26 protein-coding genes and 12 tRNA genes are annotated in these 21,812 nt (G+C 42.1%); 3 read left to right on the forward strand and 35 right to left on the reverse strand.

Annotation, left to right across the window (positions count from 1 at the left end; all coding sequences use genetic code 11):
• Positions 1–138: 138 nt before the first annotated feature.
• The 13 genes from ACXADT_RS02335 to ACXADT_RS02395 all read right to left on the reverse strand — a co-directional run bounded on the left by ACXADT_RS02335 (position 139) and on the right by ACXADT_RS02395 (position 1,875).
• Positions 139–215: transfer RNA gene (locus ACXADT_RS02335), tRNA-Ile, on the reverse strand.
• Between the two features lie 7 nt (positions 216–222).
• Positions 223–296: transfer RNA gene (locus ACXADT_RS02340), tRNA-Gly, on the reverse strand.
• 9 nt (positions 297–305) lie between these two features.
• Positions 306–382: transfer RNA gene (locus tag ACXADT_RS02345), tRNA-Pro, on the reverse strand.
• Positions 383–398: 16 nt separating this feature from the next.
• Positions 399–475: transfer RNA gene (locus ACXADT_RS02350), tRNA-Arg, on the reverse strand.
• A gap of 10 nt (positions 476–485) precedes the next feature.
• Positions 486–571: transfer RNA gene (locus ACXADT_RS02355), tRNA-Leu, on the reverse strand.
• Between the two features lie 24 nt (positions 572–595).
• A tRNA-Leu gene (locus ACXADT_RS02360) sits at positions 596–680 on the reverse strand.
• A 7-nt stretch (positions 681–687) separates the two neighbouring features.
• A tRNA-Lys gene (locus ACXADT_RS02365) sits at positions 688–763 on the reverse strand.
• A gap of 5 nt (positions 764–768) precedes the next feature.
• Positions 769–843: transfer RNA gene (locus ACXADT_RS02370), tRNA-Gln, on the reverse strand.
• Between the two features lie 19 nt (positions 844–862).
• Positions 863–938 (reverse strand) — tRNA-Asp (locus ACXADT_RS02375).
• A gap of 42 nt (positions 939–980) precedes the next feature.
• Positions 981–1,055: transfer RNA gene (locus ACXADT_RS02380), tRNA-Glu, on the reverse strand.
• A 7-nt stretch (positions 1,056–1,062) separates the two neighbouring features.
• Positions 1,063–1,153: transfer RNA gene (locus ACXADT_RS02385), tRNA-Ser, on the reverse strand.
• Positions 1,154–1,156: 3 nt separating this feature from the next.
• Positions 1,157–1,231 (reverse strand) — tRNA-Asn (locus tag ACXADT_RS02390).
• 185 nt (positions 1,232–1,416) lie between these two features.
• Positions 1,417–1,875: a SprT family protein gene (locus ACXADT_RS02395; RefSeq protein ID WP_270182822.1), complete on the reverse strand. Its 459-nt coding sequence runs from the start codon at positions 1,873–1,875 to the stop codon at positions 1,417–1,419.
• A 101-nt stretch (positions 1,876–1,976) separates the two neighbouring features.
• Between ACXADT_RS02395 and cmpA the strand changes: the two genes are divergently transcribed.
• Positions 1,977–2,090: a cortex morphogenetic protein CmpA gene (gene cmpA, locus ACXADT_RS02400; protein WP_270182823.1), complete on the forward strand. Its 114-nt coding sequence runs from the start codon at positions 1,977–1,979 to the stop codon at positions 2,088–2,090.
• A gap of 9 nt (positions 2,091–2,099) precedes the next feature.
• On the opposite strand, the gene ACXADT_RS02405 is transcribed toward cmpA, so the two are convergent.
• From ACXADT_RS02405 to acpS, 15 genes are all read right to left on the reverse strand, one after another.
• Complete coding sequence (locus ACXADT_RS02405; RefSeq protein ID WP_474833143.1) at positions 2,100–4,274, reverse strand: Tex family protein; 2,175 nt, start codon at positions 4,272–4,274, stop codon at positions 2,100–2,102.
• Between the two features lie 105 nt (positions 4,275–4,379).
• Positions 4,380–4,982 (reverse strand): SpoIIE family protein phosphatase, encoded by a 603-nt coding sequence (locus ACXADT_RS02410; protein WP_270182825.1) that lies wholly within the window; start codon positions 4,980–4,982, stop codon positions 4,380–4,382.
• A gap of 2 nt (positions 4,983–4,984) precedes the next feature.
• Complete coding sequence (sigB, locus tag ACXADT_RS02415; RefSeq protein ID WP_270182826.1) at positions 4,985–5,779, reverse strand: RNA polymerase sigma factor SigB; 795 nt, start codon at positions 5,777–5,779, stop codon at positions 4,985–4,987.
• On the reverse strand, positions 5,748–6,203 hold the full coding sequence (gene rsbW, locus ACXADT_RS02420; protein WP_442865232.1) for an anti-sigma B factor RsbW: 456 nt from the start codon (positions 6,201–6,203) through the stop codon (positions 5,748–5,750). Before rsbW ends, sigB begins: the two co-directional genes overlap by 32 nt.
• A gap of 23 nt (positions 6,204–6,226) precedes the next feature.
• Positions 6,227–6,556 (reverse strand): STAS domain-containing protein, encoded by a 330-nt coding sequence (locus ACXADT_RS02425; protein WP_270182827.1) that lies wholly within the window; start codon positions 6,554–6,556, stop codon positions 6,227–6,229.
• Between the two features lie 82 nt (positions 6,557–6,638).
• The gene (locus tag ACXADT_RS02430) at positions 6,639–7,649 is read right to left on the reverse strand and encodes a SpoIIE family protein phosphatase (protein WP_474814548.1); all 1,011 of its coding nucleotides are present in this window, start codon (positions 7,647–7,649) and stop codon (positions 6,639–6,641) included.
• A gap of 15 nt (positions 7,650–7,664) precedes the next feature.
• On the reverse strand, positions 7,665–8,066 hold the full coding sequence (locus ACXADT_RS02435) for an anti-sigma regulatory factor (protein WP_474814550.1): 402 nt from the start codon (positions 8,064–8,066) through the stop codon (positions 7,665–7,667).
• Positions 8,067–8,069: 3 nt separating this feature from the next.
• A complete protein-coding gene (locus ACXADT_RS02440; protein WP_224885320.1) occupies positions 8,070–8,426 on the reverse strand; it encodes an STAS domain-containing protein in 357 nt (118 codons plus the stop codon).
• An 11-nt stretch (positions 8,427–8,437) separates the two neighbouring features.
• Positions 8,438–9,262 carry an STAS domain-containing protein gene (locus tag ACXADT_RS02445; RefSeq protein ID WP_270182830.1) on the reverse strand — a complete coding sequence of 275 codons (825 nt, stop codon included), beginning with the start codon at positions 9,260–9,262 and terminating at the stop codon, positions 8,438–8,440.
• A gap of 237 nt (positions 9,263–9,499) precedes the next feature.
• Positions 9,500–9,850 carry a type II toxin-antitoxin system endoribonuclease NdoA gene (gene ndoA, locus ACXADT_RS02450; RefSeq protein ID WP_048312992.1) on the reverse strand — a complete coding sequence of 117 codons (351 nt, stop codon included), beginning with the start codon at positions 9,848–9,850 and terminating at the stop codon, positions 9,500–9,502.
• A gap of 4 nt (positions 9,851–9,854) precedes the next feature.
• A complete protein-coding gene (locus ACXADT_RS02455; protein WP_270182831.1) occupies positions 9,855–10,139 on the reverse strand; it encodes a CopG family ribbon-helix-helix protein in 285 nt (94 codons plus the stop codon).
• A gap of 129 nt (positions 10,140–10,268) precedes the next feature.
• On the reverse strand, positions 10,269–11,435 hold the full coding sequence (gene alr / locus ACXADT_RS02460; protein WP_474833144.1) for an alanine racemase: 1,167 nt from the start codon (positions 11,433–11,435) through the stop codon (positions 10,269–10,271).
• Positions 11,436–11,755: 320 nt separating this feature from the next.
• Positions 11,756–12,760 (reverse strand): LolA family protein, encoded by a 1,005-nt coding sequence (locus ACXADT_RS02465; RefSeq protein WP_474833145.1) that lies wholly within the window; start codon positions 12,758–12,760, stop codon positions 11,756–11,758.
• A gap of 60 nt (positions 12,761–12,820) precedes the next feature.
• On the reverse strand, positions 12,821–14,347 hold the full coding sequence (locus tag ACXADT_RS02470) for an NAD(P)H-hydrate dehydratase (RefSeq protein WP_474833147.1): 1,527 nt from the start codon (positions 14,345–14,347) through the stop codon (positions 12,821–12,823).
• A 57-nt stretch (positions 14,348–14,404) separates the two neighbouring features.
• A complete protein-coding gene (acpS, locus tag ACXADT_RS02475; protein WP_474833149.1) occupies positions 14,405–14,761 on the reverse strand; it encodes a holo-ACP synthase in 357 nt (118 codons plus the stop codon).
• Between the two features lie 153 nt (positions 14,762–14,914).
• On the opposite strand from acpS, the gene ACXADT_RS02480 reads away from it, so the two are divergent.
• Positions 14,915–15,676: a rhomboid family intramembrane serine protease gene (locus ACXADT_RS02480; RefSeq protein WP_270182836.1), complete on the forward strand. Its 762-nt coding sequence runs from the start codon at positions 14,915–14,917 to the stop codon at positions 15,674–15,676.
• A 45-nt stretch (positions 15,677–15,721) separates the two neighbouring features.
• Here ACXADT_RS02480 and ACXADT_RS02485 read toward each other — a convergent pair whose 3' ends face one another.
• The 7 genes from ACXADT_RS02485 to ACXADT_RS02515 all read right to left on the reverse strand — a co-directional run bounded on the left by ACXADT_RS02485 (position 15,722) and on the right by ACXADT_RS02515 (position 20,948).
• Entirely contained in the window at positions 15,722–16,471 is a 750-nt protein-coding gene (locus ACXADT_RS02485) for an STAS domain-containing protein (RefSeq protein WP_270182837.1), read from the reverse strand.
• Positions 16,464–17,117 (reverse strand): cobalamin B12-binding domain-containing protein, encoded by a 654-nt coding sequence (locus ACXADT_RS02490; protein WP_474833150.1) that lies wholly within the window; start codon positions 17,115–17,117, stop codon positions 16,464–16,466. The genes ACXADT_RS02485 and ACXADT_RS02490 overlap by 8 nt, the downstream gene beginning before the upstream one ends.
• A gap of 13 nt (positions 17,118–17,130) precedes the next feature.
• Positions 17,131–17,499 (reverse strand): hypothetical protein, encoded by a 369-nt coding sequence (locus ACXADT_RS02495; RefSeq protein ID WP_270182839.1) that lies wholly within the window; start codon positions 17,497–17,499, stop codon positions 17,131–17,133.
• Positions 17,496–17,801 (reverse strand): antibiotic biosynthesis monooxygenase family protein, encoded by a 306-nt coding sequence (locus ACXADT_RS02500; protein WP_270182840.1) that lies wholly within the window; start codon positions 17,799–17,801, stop codon positions 17,496–17,498. The genes ACXADT_RS02495 and ACXADT_RS02500 overlap by 4 nt, the downstream gene beginning before the upstream one ends.
• An 18-nt stretch (positions 17,802–17,819) precedes the next feature.
• Complete coding sequence (locus ACXADT_RS02505; RefSeq protein WP_474814565.1) at positions 17,820–19,271, reverse strand: PH domain-containing protein; 1,452 nt, start codon at positions 19,269–19,271, stop codon at positions 17,820–17,822.
• Positions 19,261–19,743, reverse strand: a complete 483-nt coding sequence (locus ACXADT_RS02510) for a PH domain-containing protein (RefSeq protein WP_270182842.1) — start codon at positions 19,741–19,743, stop codon at positions 19,261–19,263. Before ACXADT_RS02510 ends, ACXADT_RS02505 begins: the two co-directional genes overlap by 11 nt.
• 146 nt (positions 19,744–19,889) lie before the next feature.
• Positions 19,890–20,948, reverse strand: a complete 1,059-nt coding sequence (locus ACXADT_RS02515; RefSeq protein ID WP_474833152.1) for a hypothetical protein — start codon at positions 20,946–20,948, stop codon at positions 19,890–19,892.
• 168 nt (positions 20,949–21,116) lie between these two features.
• Here ACXADT_RS02515 and ACXADT_RS02520 point away from each other — a divergent pair, with 168 nt between their 5' ends.
• Positions 21,117–21,761, forward strand: a complete 645-nt coding sequence (locus ACXADT_RS02520) for an O-methyltransferase (RefSeq protein WP_474833153.1) — start codon at positions 21,117–21,119, stop codon at positions 21,759–21,761.
• The last annotated feature ends 51 nt before the right edge of the window (positions 21,762–21,812 follow it).

Genomic DNA, 21,812 nt, shown 5'->3' on the forward strand with positions numbered 1-21,812 from the left:
TTTCCGTAGAAACAATTTCTTGCATGGCGTTTCGTTCAGTTTTCAAAGATCGATTTGTTTCTTTCGATGTCGTTTTCAGCGACTTTACTAATGTATCACATCTTGCGAAGTCGCGTCAACACCTTTTTTTAAGAAAGATGGTGGGCCTGAGTGGACTCGAACCACCGACCTCACGCTTATCAGGCGTGCGCTCTAACCAGCTGAGCTACAGGCCCATCTTTATGGAGCGGGTGATGGGAATCGAACCCACGACATCAGCTTGGAAGGCTGAGGTTTTACCACTAAACTACACCCGCATTTCTAGATGGTCGGGAAGACAGGATTTGAACCTGCGACCCCTTGGTCCCAAACCAAGTGCTCTGCCAAGCTGAGCTACTTCCCGACTATGTTATTAAAAATGGCGCGCCCGAGAGGAGTCGAACCCCTAACCTTCTGATCCGTAGTCAGACGCTCTATCCAATTGAGCTACGGGCGCATTATATAGTTGGTGCGGTTGAGAGGACTCGAACCTCCACGGGGTCTCCCCCACTAGCCCCTCAAGCTAGCGCGTCTGCCATTCCGCCACAACCGCGAAAACGTATTTCTTTGTTTGAATTGGTGCGGGTGAAGGGACTCGAACCCCCACGTCGTAAGACACTAGATCCTAAGTCTAGCGCGTCTGCCAATTCCGCCACACCCGCATGAAAATGGTGAGCCATGAAGGACTCGAACCTTCGACCCTCTGATTAAAAGTCAGATGCTCTACCAACTGAGCTAATGGCTCGATAATGGCTGGGCTAGCTGGATTCGAACCAGCGCATGACGGAATCAAAATCCGTTGCCTTACCGCTTGGCTATAGCCCAATATCGATGTGAAAATAAATGGCGGTCCCGACGGGAATCGAACCCGCGATCTCCTGCGTGACAGGCAGGCATGTTAACCGCTACACCACGGGACCTTATCATGCTATTGTTTTTGTTGTTCATTGTTCGAATAAAAATGGTGACCCGTACGGGATTCGAACCCGTGTTACCGCCGTGAAAGGGCGGTGTCTTAACCGCTTGACCAACGGGCCATAAAAATGGCGGAGAAGGAGGGATTTGAACCCTCGCGCCGCTCACGCGACCTACACCCTTAGCAGGGGCGCCCCTTCAGCCACTTGGGTACTTCTCCGTTTGGCTCCACAGGTAGGATTCGAACCTACGACCGATCGGTTAACAGCCGATAGCTCTACCACTGAGCTACTGTGGAATAATATGTTGTTTGTTGTTGCCGTCGTTATCGGCGACATTTAATATAATAACCCATCCAGAAAGCAAAGTCAACATATTCTCAAAAGTTTTTTTGGCTGTTTTTGAGAAGCTAATGATGCGTTTCGGACAAGTCTCTCAAAGAGACTATATTAATTTAACACATAGCTTTTACACCGTCAATAATTAATTAGAAGAAGTTAATAAGAGTTTCCCCCTGCATTTCCCACAGACAAACCTCGCCGTATCTATTCTCCTTTTTCGTTTGTAGGAGGTCTTGCAATTCGAACATTGATAGATGTGTTTGATTTTCTCCGTACGCCTTTGGCCAGGAACAGCCTGACAGTATCTCGAGCCGCCTACACGATTCAGGAGTGCTTTGAAATCTCGATCCTTATGTTTGTATCCTTTCCCTTGAAGATGAAGGTGGTAATGACAGAGCTCATGCTTGATGATACCGATCAGCTCATCAAAACCGTACTCCTCATAATGCTTAGGGTTGAATTCGAGATTATGAGATCTTAATAAATACCGACCGCCCGTTGTTCGTAAACGTGGATTAAACGTTGCTTCGTGAAGGAAAGGCAATCCGAATGATTCAAGTGATGTTTTTTCTACCATTAGCTGCAGGCTTTTGTTATCCATAAACGCCCCTCCTGTGATTCGAACACTTACAAGCAGTATTTCATAAACTAATTTACAGCATCTTATCAAATGTGTCACGAGATTAAAAGGAGGAGATCCTGATGCCTGTCTGGTTTAAGAGACAGCTTCAACAGGCTTATTTACAGAAAGACCGCTACCAAATCAAATTGTTAAATCAGTGCTGGTTTTTCTACAAAAGAAAACACCGCCCCTAAGGGCAGTGCTTATGATGGTTGTAACATTGTAAGAGCGATTCTTTCCTTTTGAAGATCGACACTGTCTACCCAGACAGTCACAACCTGACCGACGTGCACGATATCCATCGGGTTTTTAACGTAGCGGTTTGATAACTTTGAGATGTGCACGAGTCCATCTTGTTTGACACCGATGTCGACGAACGCGCCAAAATCAACGACATTCCGTACCGTACCTTCTAACTCCATTCCTTTTTCAAGGTCTTCCATTTTTAAGACGTCCGTTTTCAATAGTGGTTTTGCAAGTTCATCACGAGGATCTCTTCCAGGCTTTTGAAGTGATTTAATGATGTCTTTTAAAGTAGGCTCACCAATTTCAAGAGCCTGTGCTGTTTCTTTAATCGAAAGGGTGGAAAGTGCTTGAACAAGTTTATCTGAACCAATGTCATTTGGGTCACACCCGATTTGGACAAGCAATGCTTTCGTCACATCATAGCTTTCAGGATGAATCTCTGTTTGATCAAGTGGTTGCTTTCCTTCCATTATTCGTAGGAAACCAATACACTGCTCATAGGTTTTCGCTCCAAGCCTCGGAACCTTCTTCAACTGAACGCGGCTTGTGAACTTCCCTTCTTCCTCTCTTCTTTTCACAATATTACTTGCGACCGATTTAGAAAGTCCGGCAACATATTGGAGGAGAGACACAGAAGCAGTGTTCACATTCACGCCTACCTGGTTTACTGCTGTTTCTACTACGAACGTCAGTTGATCATTCAGCTTCTTTTGTGAAACATCGTGTTGGTATTGGCCAACACCTACTGACTTGGGATCAATTTTCACTAATTCCGCTAGTGGATCTTGAACGCGCCTTGCGATCGAAACAGCTGAGCGCTCTTCTACTTGAAGGGAAGGAAACTCCTCTCTTGCAAGATCTGATGCAGAGTACACACTCGCTCCAGCTTCATTGGCGATTAAGTACACGACTTCATCATCTACTTCTTTAATAACCTCTGCAACGAACTGCTCCGACTCTCTTGAGGCCGTACCATTTCCAATTGCGATCATCTCAATATCGAATTCTTTAATCAGCTTTTTGACGATTTCTTTCGATTTTTCAACCTCTGATCGAGGTGGAGTTGGATAAATAACAGAAACATGGAGCATCTTCCCTGTATCATCAACGACTGCAAGTTTACAACCTGTTCGATAAGCCGGATCTAATCCAAGTACTCGCTTTCCTTTTAGAGGCGGCTGAAGCAATAGATGCTTTAAGTTTTCTGAGAAGATATGTATCGCTTGGTCTTCTGCCACTTCTGTAAGTTCCTTACGAATTTCTCTTTCTACGGAAGGCTGAATCAAACGTTTATACGCATCTTCAATTGTTTCTTCTAATATAGAAACACTTTCGCTCTCTTGACGAATTAGTTTTTTACGTAGGTATTCAAAGATTGTGTCAGTAGGTGAAGCGACCGAAGCCTTTATGACACCTTCTTTCTCTCCTCTGTTGATGGCGAGCACACGGTGAGGAACAATCTTTGCGATTCCTTCCTGGTACTCGTAGTACATTTCAAAGATTTTCTTAGGGTCATCTTCCTCAGACTTCACTTTTGTTTGAAGCGTCCCGTTTTGAAATGTTTTCGCTCTGATCCACTTTCTCGCTTCCGCATCATCAGAAATCCATTCTGCGATGATGTCTTTTGCACCTTGAAGCGCATCTTCTATTGTCGCCACTTCATTTTCCTCAGAGATAAACGTTGCAGCTTTTTCTTCTGGATTACCTTTTCCATCATTCAATAACCATTCCGCTAAAGGCTCTAATCCTTTTTCTTTTGCAACAGTAGCTCGTGTACGCTTCTTTTGTTTGTACGGACGATAAAGGTCTTCGACTTCCTGAAGTTTTGCTGCTTTTACTAACTTACCTTTCAACTCATCTGTTAGCTTGCCTTGTTCTTCAATAAGACGAATGACTTCTTCTTTTCGGTTTTCGAGGTTTTGGAGATATGTCCAAGACTCTTGAATCTCTCTTAACTCAACCTCATCAAGACCACCTGTGAGTTCTTTTCTGTATCTCGCAATGAACGGAACAGTGTTTCCATCATCTAAAAGTGTGATGACCTGACGTACACGCTCCTCTGATATCTTCAGCTTTTGTCCTACTTTATTAAAAAGTTCCGGTTGTTTTTCTGCGGTAATTCCCAAATCCATTCCTCCTTATCAAAAACATAGTAGTATAAGTTTACAGGAATAGACCCTTTGATAAAAGTCTATCCAAAATAAAAAAGCCTTCCATCGTTACGGAAGAACTTTTATTTAGACAGGTTTGCCTACGAGTAATGTCACGTCATCATTCGTAGGGGGTAATGCATTTGTTAAGTGGCGGAAGGACTCTTCCACTGTGTCAAACTTCGCAATCATCGCATGGTTTCTTGAACTGATTTGAACGCCATCAGAAAACGTAACGAACGAAGAACCTTTTGGGTATTCTATTGTTTGGACTTTCACTTTTTGAAGCTTTCCTGAAAGATAGCCTGAATAGGATATCGGGCGAATAACGCGACCATCAGGGTGGAAAACAATCAAGTTGATGTTACCGATGCCGCTGAACTCCATTTGTCGTGTTTGAAGATTCAACTTAAATACTGATAACACACATCCTCTTTTTCCTCTCATCTCTTCATTCGCGAGCTTCATCAATGTCTCTACATCTTTATCCTGATGTTCTTTAACGACGTTAATAGCGGCGAGCGACGAATCTCTTGCTAGATCGCCGCTTCCAAGTCCATCAGCTACTGCACAGATGAAATGCTCTTCCGTTTCTTCCACGAAGTAGCTATCTCCACACATCTGATTGCCATCTTTCGGCTTTTGATATGCTGCAACAGTCAACTGGTCAAATTCGTGTTGTTCAAACATATCTAAAAGGCCTCCGTAGGTTCAATACGAATTGCCTGCCTCAGCTTTTCTAGAGCCCTACGCTGTAATCGAGAAACATGCATTTGGGAGATGCCTAATTTTTCGCCGGTTTCTTTCTGGCTCATGTTCTCGAAATACGTACAGTTTAATATTTCTTGCTCTCGCTCGCTCAATACAGCAAACGCCTTTTTAAGAACCATTTGCTGGTCAACAAGATCAAAGCCTTGCTCTTGGTCTCCAACCAAATCGAGGAGTGTAACTGTACTGCCTTCTTGATCTGCCTCGATCGAACTGTCAACAGACAATGCTTGGTAGCTTTTGCCCATTTCCATCGTTTCAAGTACTTCTTCTTCAGATACATTTAGGTATTCAGCCAACTCATCTACTTTTGGCGAACGTTGCAATTCGTTTGTAAGGTCCTCTACAGCTTTCTTAATGCGCGGGCCAAGCTCTTTAATTCTTCTCGGAACATGTACACTCCAAGTTTTGTCACGAATGAATCGCTTGATCTCCCCAACGATTGTTGGGACTGCGAACGACTCAAAACTTCTTCCGAAAGAAGGATCAAAACGTCGAAGTGCTGCTAGCAATCCGATCATGCCCACTTGAGATAGATCGTCATGAATGCTTTTCCCTTTTGAGAACTTTCGTGCCAGTGATTGAACTAAATCTTCGTACCGTTCGACTAATTTAAGCTGAACCTCTTCATTCGTCGGGTCATTTTGATATTGTTCAATCCATTCGTATACTTCATTTTTGTTGTCTTTATTTTGGGGTTGATGAGATTGTGCTGGCATCTACTTCCACCCCATCTCTGTGGAGGAACTTCGTCATCATGACAACAACCCCATCCTCTCCACTGATTTCCACTTTGTCCATCAGCGATTCTATAAGAAAGAGCCCTAATCCTCCTTCACTGAGTTGGTCAATGGATTTCTCACTATCAACAGGTCCGAGCTTCTCTGAGACCTTAGAGTAATCAAAACTTTGTCCACGATCTAGAACCATCATTTCAAGTCGGTCTTCGTAAATTCCATAACCGATCGTGATCTGTCCTTTTTCGTCTTCTTTATAAGCGTGATTAACAGCATTCGTACATGCTTCTGATAACGCAATTTTGATATCTTCGATTTCATCATAAGAGTAGCCCATTCGGTTCGCGATACCCGATACTGTTAATCGAGCTACACCTACGAACTCAGCCTGAGCTGGTATTTTCATTTCAACAAAATCAGAAATATTGATCACTTTGATCCCCCCTTTACGTCTTCGATATCAATCACTTCATCAAGCCCTGTGATTTCAAAAAGACGCTGAACTCTAGATGTCATCCCACGAAGTTTCAGAGTACTACCGTGTTCTTTGGAGGATTTAAGTGCACCGACGAAAACGCCAAGCCCTGTACTGTCCATATAATTAACATCACCAAGGTGAACGAGTGTTTCATGACTTTCCTTGCCTGTTAACGGAAGCAAAGCTTCTCGCAGTTGGGGTGCAGTATATGCATCAACTTCTCCTGCAATATATAAATGATGTGTATTTCCTTGATCTTCTTGTTTGATCTGCAAATTCATAACATTTCCCCCTTATAGGTCGTTACATAATGATATTTTCACGAAATGAATACTAATGTCTTATTCCACGTCTGAGAGAAATCTAAACCTTTCTTCTCAAAATTAACAATGTAAAATCATCTCGTAGTTCAAATTCTTGCAGTCGCTCAAGTTCTTTGTAAACAGAATCCACGATTTCTTGCGCAGAGAGGTGAATGTATTTGCGTATCATAGCAACGATTTCATCGCGTTCGATGAATCCTTGGCTCGACCGACATTCCGTTACACCATCCGAGAGCATGATAACCATATCGTTCCCATTTAGTACTCGCTGATATTCTCGATAAGATGTTTTCTTTGAAACCCCTAGCACAAGACCTTTTGTGAAGAGTTCCTCAAATTGATCTTTTTCCGAGTCGTAAAAAAAGCCCGGTTCATGACCGGCGCCTGCATAATAAAATGAATGAACCCTGGAATCATACAAACCATAAAACATTGTGATGAACATATTGGGATCAACATTTTGTTCGACGACGCGGTTTAAATTCTCTAGTACTGCACCAGGCTGCATCCGCTGCTCAGGGGCACTGTCCATCGCGTATTTAATCATACTCATACAGAGTGCAGCAGGAATCCCCTTGCCTATAATGTCTGCGATCGCAACACTTACACAATCGTTCTCATCCTGCACAAAGTGATAATAATCTCCGTTCATCTTTTTGGCAGGCTTGCTGATCGCTCCGATATCCAGGCTATCTACTTCTGGTTTTTTTCCAGCCAGAAGGGTCTGCTGCATGTTAGCAGCAACTTCAATTTCTGATTCAAGTTGCTGCTGTCTATTTCGAAGACTTTGATGTTCACGATAGGCAAAACCGTAGCCAATCATCATTTCCAGGAGAAAATCATACGAGTTCTTAAGAGGCTCAGGCAAATCAGGAAAGAGCTCTTCAAGGACGCTAACATGAAGACTTACCGCTTCTTCAGGAGAAATTTGCTGTTCAATCATCTTTCTGCTGAACTGCTGTCCTTTATAGAGCGTCTGTTCTGATTGTTCTTCTAAATAGTTTTCTAATATAGATTTGTATTTTTCATACTGAAGATCTCGGTCATCCATTCTTGCCTATCCTCCTTACCGGAGCCATTTTATTGCTGTAATGTTAGTACCTTCATTTTCTTTTGAATCGATCGTAAATTCATCCATCAGTCGCTTCACACCAGGAAGACCTGCTCCGAGACCTCCAGAAGTGGTGAAACCATCTTCCATTACTCTTCTAATATCTTTAATACCAGGACCAGAATCAGCAGCAACAATTTTTAAACCTATCTTGCTTCCAGTCTCGGTCCGCTCAATCAATACTTCACCTTTACCGGCATAGAGATAAATGTTACGGGCGAGTTCTGAGATTGCAGTAGTGATTCTAGCTTGATCCACTGTACCGAACCCCAGTTCTTTAGCAATGTTTCTACCCGACTGTCTCGCTTTAACGATATCCCACTCGTTTCGGACTTCCACACAGGATTGGATATTCATTGCTTATCCCCCCAATTCCTGTTGTAATTTCTCTAACCCCTGTTCTAAATCTAATGCTGTAGGGACGTTTTTCATCATGATACCTAAGTCGATCAGAGTAATTGCAACGGCAGGTTGAATGCCCGTCAATACAACTCTAGCCCCCATTAAATTCGACATGCGCACAACATCGCCCAGTACTTTTGCGATGAAGGAGTCAATCATATCGACAGATGTAAGATCGATGACAACCCCCTTTGCTCCTGTTTCATGAATCTTCTCGAGCAAATCTTCTTGGAATTGCAGGGCAGTCTTATCATCCAAGTCAACTTGAATTGTTATTAATAGATATTCATTGAGTTTTAAAATAGGAATTCGCACGGTATATCCCCCTATTCATCAAGGTCGATCATTTGTCGTTTTGTCATTTCTAAAGCCGTTTTCATACCTTTGAATAAGGTACTCTTTGTCGGAAACTGTCCTAGATCGATACCTAAATTAACAATTGTTTGGGCAATCTCTGGTCTGATACCAACGAGAATGCACTGAGCACCGACCAGACGCACTGCTTCTGCAGCCTGTATAATATGATGAGCCACCATCGTATCGACAACCGGAACACCAGTAATGTCGATCAACACGACTTGAGAGCGGTGCTTGATCACGCCGGTCAATAGGTTTTCCATAATTAACTTGGCTCTCTCTGTATCGATCGTTCCAATCAGTGGCATCACACTGATATTCTCAAAAACAGGGATCAACGGAGCCGATAATTCCTGAAGAGCTACTTTCTGAATCGAAACCGTGTTCTCCCAGTTTTTTGCGCTCTCGTTTATCAATTGGTTGATGATCGGATCGATCCATCGGTCGATTTCGTCATACATATTGAAGACTTTTTCATTCGAATGATCTGCATCGAGTAGAACCGCTAAGATAATTCTACGGAATGTTTGAAGACCTTGTGTGATGTAACTCAGTCTCCAGCCAACCTTTAATAATCTCTCAGCAAACTCTGTCATCCGTTCAGTGGGTTTGTGAACATTTTGTTCGATGTGTGTATAAATAATCTCAAAAAGTTCCTTATTTGTATCTTCATAAGTTGCGTCTGTAATCGACTGCAGCCTATGATCTTCACGTACTCGGTCCATTTCATCCATCCACATGGTATAGATGCGCTGGCGACTTTCGTTCAAAATCTGAATGATTAGCTTGTCCATGGTGCTCCTCCCTACAATCAACGTGCTTACCTTCTATCTTCTCATTACGAGTAACGACTCGCAATAAATATACTTACCGAATATGCACCTATTTCATCACTTTTATCTTAACACACTTTTCGACAGAGCTAGAAAATTCCCTTCTTTAATAAACATGAAAAGTTTTACAGCTTAATAATAGGGAAGATAAACAAAAAAACTGCTCTTAGAGCAGCTTCGTTTGCGAATATCAAATTGTTAAAAATCAATAAGCCCAAGGCTGATTTGCAGGGCTTCTTGCACCCGCTGCATCATACCCTCATCAAGGTGAGTGATTTTATCAGTTAAACGCTGTTTATCAATCGTGCGTATTTGTTCTAATAAAATAACCGAATCACGTTCAAATCCGTACCGTTTGGCATCGATCTCTACATGCGTAGGGAGCTTTGCCTTTTGAATTTGTGCAGTAATTGCGGCAACGATGACAGTTGGACTAAAACGATTCCCGATGTCGTTCTGAATGATTAGGACAGGACGTACTCCTCCCTGTTCAGAACCAACAACAGGAGAAAGGTCAGCAAAATACACGTCACCTCGTTTGACAATCAAGCCGTTACACCCCGCTTACTAAGCGGTCCACGGTGTGCTCTGCTTCCTCCTCAACAAGAAAGGCTTCTGCTGCAAGGTTCAAATTAATCTTTGCCATCTCCATGTACCCCTGGCGCATGGCGTCACGAATCTGCCGCTTCTTTCGTTCGCGAATATACATTGACGTGGCCTGTGAAATGAACTCGTTACGATCGACCTGTTCCTGTTGAATAATACCATCCACCTCATTCAAAATATGTTGTGGGAGAGTTACAACAATCGATTTTTTGTTTGCCTCTGTCACAAACATACACCTCCGAAGCACTGCTACTCATAATATAATTCCACTATTAATACTACCATTGTAAGCGTCTCATTGCAAAACAACTTTCCACAAAACTATTTCAACAAATTCTTGCAAATTCCTGTTTATATTTTATTATTTTTTTAAAATTGTATTCATTACGCCTTTTTTTTCTCCATTTTCAATGAATACTCTAGGGACACGATGACTGATGATACAAGGAATTTCATAGTTTATCGTCTCTAGCTGTTCCGCAATGTCGTCTATTGTAATTTCTTGAGACCCCTGTGATCCTATTAATGTAACTTGTGTTCCAATAGGTAGTTCATGTGGAAGGCTCACCATAAATTGATCCATACAGATTCTTCCCACAATAGGTGCCTTAATGCCGTTTACTAACACGCTCATTTTGTTAAGCTTTCTGATCCACCCATCAGCATAACCAACTGGAACTGTCCCGATCCACTCTCCTGCTGACGTTGTATAGGTAGACCCATAGCTGATCGGATCACCTTCATTCATCTGCTTCACGTGAACAAGACGACTATGAAGACTAAACGCTCGCTCTAGCTCAAATGGCTTTCCCTCTTCCATATCTGGTGAAGGGATGAGTCCGTACATCGAAATACCGACTCGAACAAGATTACCGATGCGATCCGGAATTCGCATAGAACCCGCACTATTTCCAAGATGAATCCAGCTAGGATTGATTCCGAACTCTTTAAGAATCGTAACGAACCTTTCAAACCGCTTGAGCTGTGTTTCGATGAATGGATTTTCAGGCTCATCTGCAGTTGCAAAATGCGTATAAAGACCTTCAGGAATAATAGAAGGATTACGCTTGAGACATTCTCCTATATGTTTTGCTTCTTCTTCACCCTTTATACCTAATCTTCCCATCCCTGTATCCACTTTCAGATGAACACGAAGGTTTTTTCCATCTAGCACGTCCGAAACTTGATCGATCCATTCGCTTTGAAAGGCTGTAAGTGTAATATTGTGTTCAGATGCAAGATCGGCGTATGCTGCTGGTACGTAGCCTAATACGAGAATCGGAGCATCGATACCAGATTTTCTTAAGCTAAGCGCCTCGTCTAAAATAGCGACAGCAAGATATTTCGCTCCAGCTCGGAGCGCAGTTCTAGCGGTTTCCACTGCTCCATGACCGTATCCGTCTGCTTTCACAACTGCCATGATCGAAACATGGTCAGGTACGTGTTTCTTAAATGATAAAATGTTTTGGGTTATTGCATCGAGGTCAATTTCTGCCCATGTCTCTCGATAGAACGATTGATTTTCCATAATTATTTCCTCCATCAGAAGCGAATCACTCTGGCTTCTATTTTAGGAGTTTTTGATAAAAGATGCTACTTTTAAAACCTTGAGAGGGCAGGAATCTGCATGATATCCGCGAATTTTTTCTTTTTATCCGCGATAAATTAGATTTATCAGCGCTTTTCAATTTATATCCGCGAAACGAGGGCCATTATCCGCTAATCTGAGAATTTATCCGCGAACCCCCAATTTAAGAACTCCTAAAAATCACTCAAGCCGTCAAATGGAAATCTTGTTTTTTGAAAAAAGGCTCAGCCATGTACTCACAGCTGAACCCTCATGAAGTCTTATTTAATTACCGTCTTACCATATACTGACCGTGCGACTGCCGCCATTTCTTCCATCGATAGGTCGGTCGATGCAAGGAAGAAGTCGACTCCATCATAATGCCAGGATATCGTTGTATCTGTCATAACACCCATCGTAAATCCAAGGTCGATCGGCTCACCATTACTCATCGTAACTGGCGTACTCGTTTCTAGCGCCGCTTCACCTTTTTCTTCGATAAGCGTAAAGGATTTTTCACCTGTGAAGCTTAGGATGACTTTGTTCTGAGACACTTCTTTTTCATCAGTTAGCCCTGTACCCTGTGGCTCATACATTGGATACACGACTTCGAATGGTTCATTCGTAGCTGCGATCACTGGTACTTCTAACTGAGCAGCCGTCATGTTACGTTCCATGTCGAACGAGCCTTTATCGAATGAAGCGTTGAACTTCATATCAGAAAACTCGATCGTTACGAGCGGCTTCATGTCTTGATTCATGATTGAAACTTTTTCAGGAGCAAGATCCTTTTTGTTGAGGGTAATAGACTGCTTCGATAAGTTTTTGTTTTGATAGTTCGTATTTGTTGTAAACACATAGTCTTTATCCCTCGCTTCAAACTTAGCCGTAGAATCATTTAGAATATCCTGTACAAGCGTGTTGTATAGATACGCTTGACTTCCATTCTCTGGCCAGTCGCTTTGGAAGCGGAAGCTCTTATTCAGAGCCGGGGTAAGAACAAAAACCCCTTCATCATTTCTTAGGATGATTTGACTTTGTTCTTTTGACGCATTCTTTAATTCAACGCGATAATAAGATGGCTTCTGATACCATACTTCAACATCGTAACGCTGCGGCTCCTCACCTGTCTCGAGTGTCATCTTGGCGTTGACTTTATAGCTATCCATCTCATTTAGCTTTCGATCGAGTGAATCCACCACATCCTGCTGACTTTTTTGTCCACACCCTATAAGCACGACCATCATCAATACGCCAAGAAGTAAAACGGAACTGAACCTTTTCACTGTATTCAACTCCTTTGCCTCATTTAAAACGACAAAGAAGGTTCCTGCGTAATGAAAAACTTATCCGTAATGATGTTTCAGAAATGAATGCAGAACAGCCGGAATCTGTTCAATGACGTCGGTTGCCAGTACATCAAGCGTAGAATGCGCAGACTGGACGAGCATATCTGCTGCTTTTCCGTGTAAATAAACTGCATTACTGATTCCCTCTTGAATGGAATTACTATGCATAACAAAGCTAAGCACCATACCTGTCAATACATCTCCTGATCCACCTTTTGCTAGAGCTGGATTCCCAGTCGGGTTCACGAACTGGTTACCATTAGGATCAGTTACAAGAGTATAAGGCCCCTTCAACACGAGATACACGCCATACTCCCGAGCAAATTGGTAGGATAACTCAAAACGATTGCGTTGCACATCTGCAATTGAACAATCTGCTAACCTTGCCATTTCCCCTGGATGAGGCGTTAATATGGTCGGAGCTTGCCTTTGTAAAAGCTGATTTTTTAATCCCCTCAAGTGAAACAGAGCATCAGCATCGAGGACAAGCAGACAATCTTCTTCCATCAAGGTCTGAACGAGCTTTCTCCCGCCCTTTTCTCGTCCAAGACCTGGTCCAGCTGCTATTCCATCAAACGAAAGCGCTTCTGGAATAGTTCCGTTGAAATGTCCACCCTCAGAAGGCCAACCTTGAAACATCGCTTCAATCAGCGCACCAGCTGTAACCGAAAGAATCTCTTCTGGCACTGCAACGTGGATTAATCCTGCTCCACTTCGATATGCTGCTTTTGCCGTCATGATAGGAGCCCCAGCCATTCCGCTTGAACCACCAATAACCAGCCCTTTTCCATGGCTACCTTTATGAGAGGACGCCGCTCGATCACTAAGGGTGCTTGCTACATCCCGATCGGTCCAAATCTTTTTGGATTGCGCTTTCTCAAATGCTTTTCGAGGAAGGCCAATGTGTAGAACTTCAAGCTCTCCATAATAGTCAGCATCTGGATGGAGGAAAGCACCTGTTTTAGGAGCTTCAAGTGTATAGGTTCGATCAGCTCTTATAGGCTCTACTTCTCCTTCATACCCACCATCGGATCGTAATCCGCTTGGTAAATCCACTGAATAGATAGAGATATCCGATTCATTCATACGCTGAATCAACTCCTTATAAGGAGTACGAATCGGGCCTGATAGTCCAAGACCAAGAAGGCAGTCGATAAGAACGGTATAACGATCAAGATGACTGAGCCATTCATTACCTTGATTCAAGGCTTTCCATTCAAAGCCTGAACGTTGGAAGATGGTAAAGTGAGTCTTTGCGTCGCCCCTTAGCTTCTCTAAAGAGGGGACGACCCAGACATCTACGTCATAGTCATGTTCTTTTAAATATCGAGAAAGCACAAAACCATCTCCACCGTTATTTCCGGTCCCTATGACAACTGCAATCCTTTGACCTTTCAACTCTTCCTTCATCGCTTCGAACAACGCTTTCCCCGCATTTTCCATAAGCATAGCACCACTTAAGCCGATCTCCTCCATGGCAAACCGGTCTGCTTCATACATTTCTTTCCCGGATACGATTCTCACAACAGGTCCCTCCTGACCGTGATAAAATATATGAGACAACTCTCGATGATATGCAGACTAGCTTGACGAGCTTTCAATAATTATCTGTGCTATAGCATGATATTTCGTATGTGAGATCGAGACATGAACGATCTTTCCACCCGCTCCACGAATAACTGGTGCTCCTTCTTTCGATTTTTGAACAGATATGTCTTGAAAGCTTAGTTTCCCAATACCAGTCCCCACTGCTTTCGCATATGCTTCTTTCGCAGCAAACCGTCCTCCTAGAAACTCGATCCTTCTATGGCCCTTAAGATTGTTAAACTGAGTAAGTTCTTCCTCTGTTAAAATTCGCTTAGGAAAATTTTCATTTCGTTCAACCGCTTTTTCAATTCGATCTAGCTCGATCATATCAATGCCTATACCTTGTATCATCTTACTCCTCCAATTGTTCTAACCCTATGTAATGCACCATAGTTATAATAATAGTGCTCTTCTAGCAGCTATGCTAAACTAGAATTACTTATATAGTAGATAAGCCTATACCAGGCATCTTTTCAATACTTCTTATTAAAGGTGGTCGACTTCATGTTCTTGAGAAATGAAGACTTTCGCTCATTTATTCGTTATTATCCTATCATCTCCACACTTATTGGTATACATATCCTCCTCTTTCTTCTCATAAACCTTTTGGGTATGCGGTCCATCTTTAACCTGGGAGCGGGAGTTAACGGATATATTGAAGCGGGGGAATACTGGAGACTCGTTACACCGATCTTTCTTCATGCAGGATTTGCTCATGTACTCTTCAATTCCTTTTCACTCTATTTGTTCGGCCCAGCTCTTGAACAAATGCTCGGCAAGGCAAAGTTTTTAATCGGATACTTTGGTGCTGGAATCATTGCTAATATCGCTACATTTTACCTCCAGGACAGCTATTTCAGTCACGTTGGAGCTTCTGGGGCAATATTTGGGCTGTTTGGGATTTACTTTTATATGGCGTTCTACAGAAAAGAACTGATCGATCAGGCTAACTCACAGTTAATCCTTATGATTCTCGGTATCGGTCTATTGATGACCTTCATCAGTCCGAACATCAATATTCTTGGACATATATTTGGATTCCTAGGTGGTGCTGCGCTAGCGCCTATGCTACTAATAAATGCTCGTCGTTTCGTTGATCGAGGTATGGTGAGGGTTCGGTATTCAGATGATCCAGGATCCATCCGCTTCAAACCGAACAGATGGAAAAGAAGAAGACCAAGAGGCGGACAAAGCTCTGTTTCAAAAGTGCTATGGGGAATTTTCATCGTTCTTGTCTTACTTGGTTTTATCGGAAGGTATCTATAAAGGCAAAGAAACCGGGGGCCCAGTGGGTTCCCGGTTTCTTTACTTTCAAGATAGGTTATATTGTGAAATTGCGTCTTTTAAGCTCCCAGTGATGTGGAACGTTTGATCCACATTGAAATCATTTTCCATCAATTGAAAAACATGCTGAGGCTTTAATCCACTTAGGATTGGAGAAACGCCGATCAACTGAATCATGCGGTAAAAAGACTGAAATGCAAAAACGCCTCTCTCCTCTATTTCACCTATGCCATTAAAGTCTAGAATGACATATTCATAATTTCCATTTTGAAGGGTCGAAAGTAATTGCTGTTCATTGATCAAAAATAATTCCTCATCAAGAGAACCAAATAGTGGAATAACACTTAAGGATGACGAAATCGGAAGAAAAGGACTCGACAACCTCTTAATTTTACTCATCGCTTCTTCCAGCTCTTCTTTTTTATCAAGTAAATCAAAATTGGTTTCTGCTAACCGATCACGCTGCATTTGGAGCATTGAAGAAAGTTCCATAATTTGAGAATCTTGTCTAACACACAAGAGTTGCCCTTCGCCGTCATGCCAACGTGCAAACACTTTAAATAGCATGTAAGGTGACTCCACGGTGTTGAGTACAAGCTCGAATTCCTCTTGATCCTTTATTAGTTCAAGTGCTTTCTGCTTGCTTCCGGAGTCAACGAAATCAAGGAAAGAATCAGGTTTAGAGAACAATTCTGTTGCCAGTCGTGATTGCCCCTTAATATTTAAATCGTGATCAACAAGAAATGCAGGTAAAGGATGATGAGTAAAGTCAACCATGATTAGAGACATCACCTTTCTGTTCTTCAAGCCACAATTTAATTTCTTTAAGACCAGGAACTAACACCGTATTTTCAGAGCAATACTTGGTTAGATCGTAATTCGACGCAAGCCTTCCACCTACCAAGATTTCTGGTTGAGACTGCAGGGTTCCGAGCTCGGAAACATAATTCTTTAACTGTTCAGCATGATACAGAATTGCGACGGATATCCCCACTACCGAAGGCTGCCACTTTTTGACGGTATGAACCGCATATTCAAGAGGGAGATTTGCCCCTAATAACCTTGTTTCCCAACCATGCTCTTCAAATAATAGCGAGATCATTTTCAAACCTAGATAGTGCTGCTCTTGATCGATGCATAAGAAAAGTGCACGCTTCCCGTTGGGAGACTGTTTCGATTTCTTTTTTGTATATGCGTATCGAGAAAGAACATAGTCACACGTTGTCGTCGCTAGGTGCTCATCAGCAACAGTGATTTTGTTCTCCTCCCACAGCTTCCCTACTAGTTGCATGGCGCTTGTTAACACTTCGAAAGTGAGGTGACTATTTTCCATTAGCTCTGCTTTATTTTCGATCAGTTCCCACGCGTGATCTTCTTCCCCTTCTAGAAGGGTATTGGTTAGTTTTTCGATATCTATAGGCAAATGATCACCTCTTTTACAATGAAGGACTGTCTACATTCAATTCTTCTAACTCAGCTTTACCTTTTGAAAGAATTCTTAGATAGTCCTCTTTATTTTCGAAAGTCGTTTTCGATATTTCTCGTTCAAGCCGTTCAAAATTATCTATGACATGCTTCGTTTCCATTCCTCTTGTTGTTAAGAGATTATTGAGCCAAAGTGCGTAGTCGATAAAGAACTCATCTGCATCTAAATTGCGAGCAGACTCTAGGTGTTTCATATGATGGTAGTTATCTTCGATGCATTTGGATCTGCCTCGTTCACCGAATTTCTCAAGAAGTTCTGGCATATCTTTGTATATTCCTTCTACAACTCGTTCAACGACCTGATCGATGGTGCTTCTCATTCTGCAACCACCTTGTAGCGATATACTTTTGGCTTAACTGCAGCAAGTTCTGCATCTGGATACTTCTTTTCTAACTCGTGTATTTCTTTATAAGCTGGACTTCTCATCCAATTGAAAAAGTGCTCCTTCGTCTCCCACTGCATCTGTACGGTCAACTCTTCTGGGCGGTGTTCACTTTGTAGTAAAGTAAAGGATTTAAAACCATCGAATTCATCGACTCTCCTTGAACGTTTCTGATAAATCCCGATGACCTCGTCCACTTTTTCTTTAGGTACGTTGATGACAGAGTTCACAATGTACATTGATTTCCTCCTTACTTTTTATTCATCCGAATGATGATTCTTTTTCGTACTATTATTGTAAGAATACCAGTTCAACAGGTCATGTCCATTCAAAAGCTCAATATCTCTAACCCTAAATTGTTTACCTGCAAGACTAGAAAGAATTGAAACCTGTATTGTCGTCAACGATTTACGCTTTTGAAACAGCGTTGAATTTAGCTCCATAGCCTGGATCCTCTTACGTGGTACATAAACACGAACCCTGCCGATCTGTCTGAACTGCAGGAGCGATGTCGTGTCTTTTATACTCCAGCCGGCGTCCTTATGGTGAAGGTAACCAAGAAAACAAGCGACCGGAAGGATACTAAATGAAAGATAACCAAATGGAACGAAATAAGTGATCAACAAAGCAGGAATGAGTGACGGTAGCATGAACCGTATCATATAACGAATTCTTGCCTTCCGAGGAAGCGGCGTGAGCTCCTGATGGACAGGTACTTCAGGAATTAACTCTTCTAAAAATGCTTGGATTCTCTTACGTTTCAGGAGTGGAAATAAGATCGTTGAAAACTGTTCATCCTTTCCACCACCGCCTCCACTTTCAACATAGATCGTAGCATAGCCAAAAGGTTGCCTTAACAAGCCTTCAACTACCCTTATTGCCTGAACACGTTGCACAGGAATCGTCAATTGGCGACGCTCTAATATCCCTCTTTTTATAATAAGGTCGTCCTCTGTTCGAGAAAGGACAAACCCTCCGTATTTCAGTACTGTTCCTAATACAGAAAAAATCCACGATAGGAGTAAAACAATTAAAGCGATCACTAAGATAAATGTGAGTGTCGCATCCATGACTCGTTCAGTAATGATCGAGTAGAATTCATCAGGCAGGATATTATCCACCTGTGAACCGATCGCAGCGATGAAGGATAAGAATACCCCTATACCTCCAGACGTGGATGCAGCGATGATTAAGTCTTTCTTCAATAACCGATATTCCTTTACAGGAGGTTCATTTACGAACGTTTCCTCAGCCTCTTCCGGCCTTCTGGATTTGTATAGTTCTGATCTCAATTGTTCAGCATCAAAACGACTTAGAGCTGACATGACCACCTCTGGTTCTCCTCCACCGCCAGCCGTTTCGATTTGAACCTTTACTAGTCCAAAGATCCTTTGGATCACTCCTTGAGATGTATCGATCGATTGGACTCGTTCACGTGGAATAAATCGCTTCTTTCGAAAAATAAAGCCCTGATGAATTTGTAATTCGTTGTTTCTTATTTGATACGTATAAAACCACCATGATAAAACACCGTTTCCTAACGTAAATAACAAGAAGGCACCCATGATCAAAAAGTGCCACCATGAATATCCTTCTCCACCTCTACCAATAAAGACGAAAATAATGAGTGGAAGTGCTACTTCCTTCAATGAAGCTAAGAAAGCAAGCAGCATGGCAACAGGATGCAGTCGTTTTTTCTCAGACATCATCTTCGGTCACCCTTGCAAGTACCGATATTTTATCTCTTAACTCATCAGCAACTTCATTAGAGAGAGCAGGTATTTCATGTGTGGTGGCTGCTGTTGAAATGGTTACGGAAGAAAGCTTATAAGCGCGCAGTAGCGGTCCTTGCCTCGTATCAACGTGCTGAACCCGTACCATCGGTATCAATGTACGCTTGACGATGATAACGCCATGTTTTAGTTCAATTTCGTGTTCACTTACTTCATACCGCCATTTTTTGTAGCGAAGAAGCGGTAGTATCCAAATTTGTAGCATGATTAACACGGCTACAACAACACAGGTTGCAACCAAACTCCAAATTGGAAGTTTAACCACTAAGTAGTGCAAGCTGAACATCCCGGCTACAATTCCGAGTAGAAGAATTGAAAGAATGACACCTGTTATCTGCCATACTTTTAATCCTCTTCGATCTATTTTTTTTGAAGGATCAGGTCGCATCTCTTACCTCGCTTTCTTGCATATCTAGTACATCATATCTTCAATTAGTATATCACTGTTATTTTATGCTATCTATAAATGACCACTAGAGTCTTTCTTACTTGAATAAATAAAAGCCTGAGCATCGAATGCTCAGGCTTTAACATCTAAAAGAGGGTTGAAACATGTGGTCGTTCAGACTCCCTCATACTCGTTATTTCTTTTAGTTGATGGTCCCAAAGTGATAGAACTTTATCGTCTGCATCATAAAACGTAAGGTGCTTCTCCGTACAGTCGATCAATTCAACGCTTGGAATCGAACATTTTTCTTGGACGCCTGTTTTCGCGCAAATATAGACGAGCTGATCGCTTTTACCCGTTCTTCCGTTCAGACCATGTACGATCAAGCAGCCGTTCCATGAATAGATCGTACGTGGGGAGAAGTCTAGAAGGAAAGATTGTTGAACACGAAACTCTCCATCTAGTAGTAGAATCTTATCTTGTTGAGCTGCCGATATCGAAAGAGCCGCGATATAGATACCATGATCTTCAACAAGCATGTTCACTGGAGAATATCCTTTCTCTAACTCAATGACATTCTTCCCATTCTCACCAAACACCGTAAGTAGTGCTTTATCTTCTTCCACGCAATAAGAGGAAACGATCAGCTTATTTCCCTTTCGCTTCAAATCACAAAATATTCCCTTCACATGCCATTGATGAGTGATGCGGGGGTCGTCTTTTGAAAACTCATAAATCCACCCATTCCACTCTTCACCTTCGCATGCGATGCAGATGCTATTGTGATACTCATAGAAACTCGGACTACCATTAACCTGAAACGTGCGCAGCTGAGCGAGACGATGAATGAAAACATACACCTCAAAATGGTTAGGGGCTAATTGTTTTGAGAACCAATAGTTATGATTTGCGTCTTTGACAACATTTGAATAACCTTCATCACTAGTAATCGGTAGTTTAGGTACATTGACCCGATCGATAGGTTGCGCAACGGTTAAAGGGTCCTGTTCTTCGTATAACGCTTTGTTACCGTATGCCATTTTCTTAATTCCCCCTCCATAGTCAGCCGCCTTTTTCAACGATAACAGGAAAAAGGTTGGATATTTAAGACCGATCCTTGCTGTTAGTACTAGTGTAACATTGAATGATATAAGCGGGTATTGGGAAATAGCAATAACTTTTGACTCATTATTTGCGACTTTCATTTCTTAGTTTCCCAACTCTCGTTAAAAAGAAAGGGACTAAAGTCCCTTTAACCCTTATTTTCCCAGGGGTTTATTTCTAAAATTCCTTGGTTCAGGAAAGTTTCTTGACAGTAGCTACTAACTAGACAACAATAATAGCGAATAGATCGTTGAAAGGATGAGATCCGCATGGCAACAAATCACGATGACTATATTCATTTATTATTTGGCTCTGAAGATCCCCTTCTTCAAGAGGTCAACGAGCGAATCAAAGCAAATGGAATGCCATCCATCTCAGTTAAACCTGAGGTAGGCCGCTTACTCTCCATACTCGTAAAGATGAGAAACCCTCGTCATGTTTTGGAAATTGGAGCGTTAGGTGGGTATAGCGGAATCATTCTTGCCGGAGCACTTGGTAAGGAAGGCTCATTAACATCACTAGAGCTTGAACAATCCTATGCAACTGTTGCTCATAGTAACTTAGAAAAAGCTGGACTAAAAGAGAAAGTAAAGTATGTCATTGGTCCCGCTCTTCAAAACATGGAATCTCTTTATAATGCAGGTCAAAGGTATGACTTCTTCTTTATCGATGCTGATAAGGTGAATTATCCTGCTTATCTTGAAATGGCCATCAAGCTTGCATCGCCAGGGGCTATCATCGCTGCTGACAATACACTCCAAGGTGACAGAGTTTTTGACGAAACGATCAAGGATGACAATGTAGAAGCAATCAGAGAATTTAACCTGAAGATGGCAAACGACGAACGTCTCGAATCGATCATTCTTCCATTATGCGACGGTCTTACAGTTGGAAGAGTAAAGGAAGCAGAATAATAAAAAAGCCTTCTAACCTGTAAAATGGCTAGAAGGCTTTTTAGTTAAATG

Source organism: Anaerobacillus sp. ABR4_321 (genome assembly GCF_056158505.1).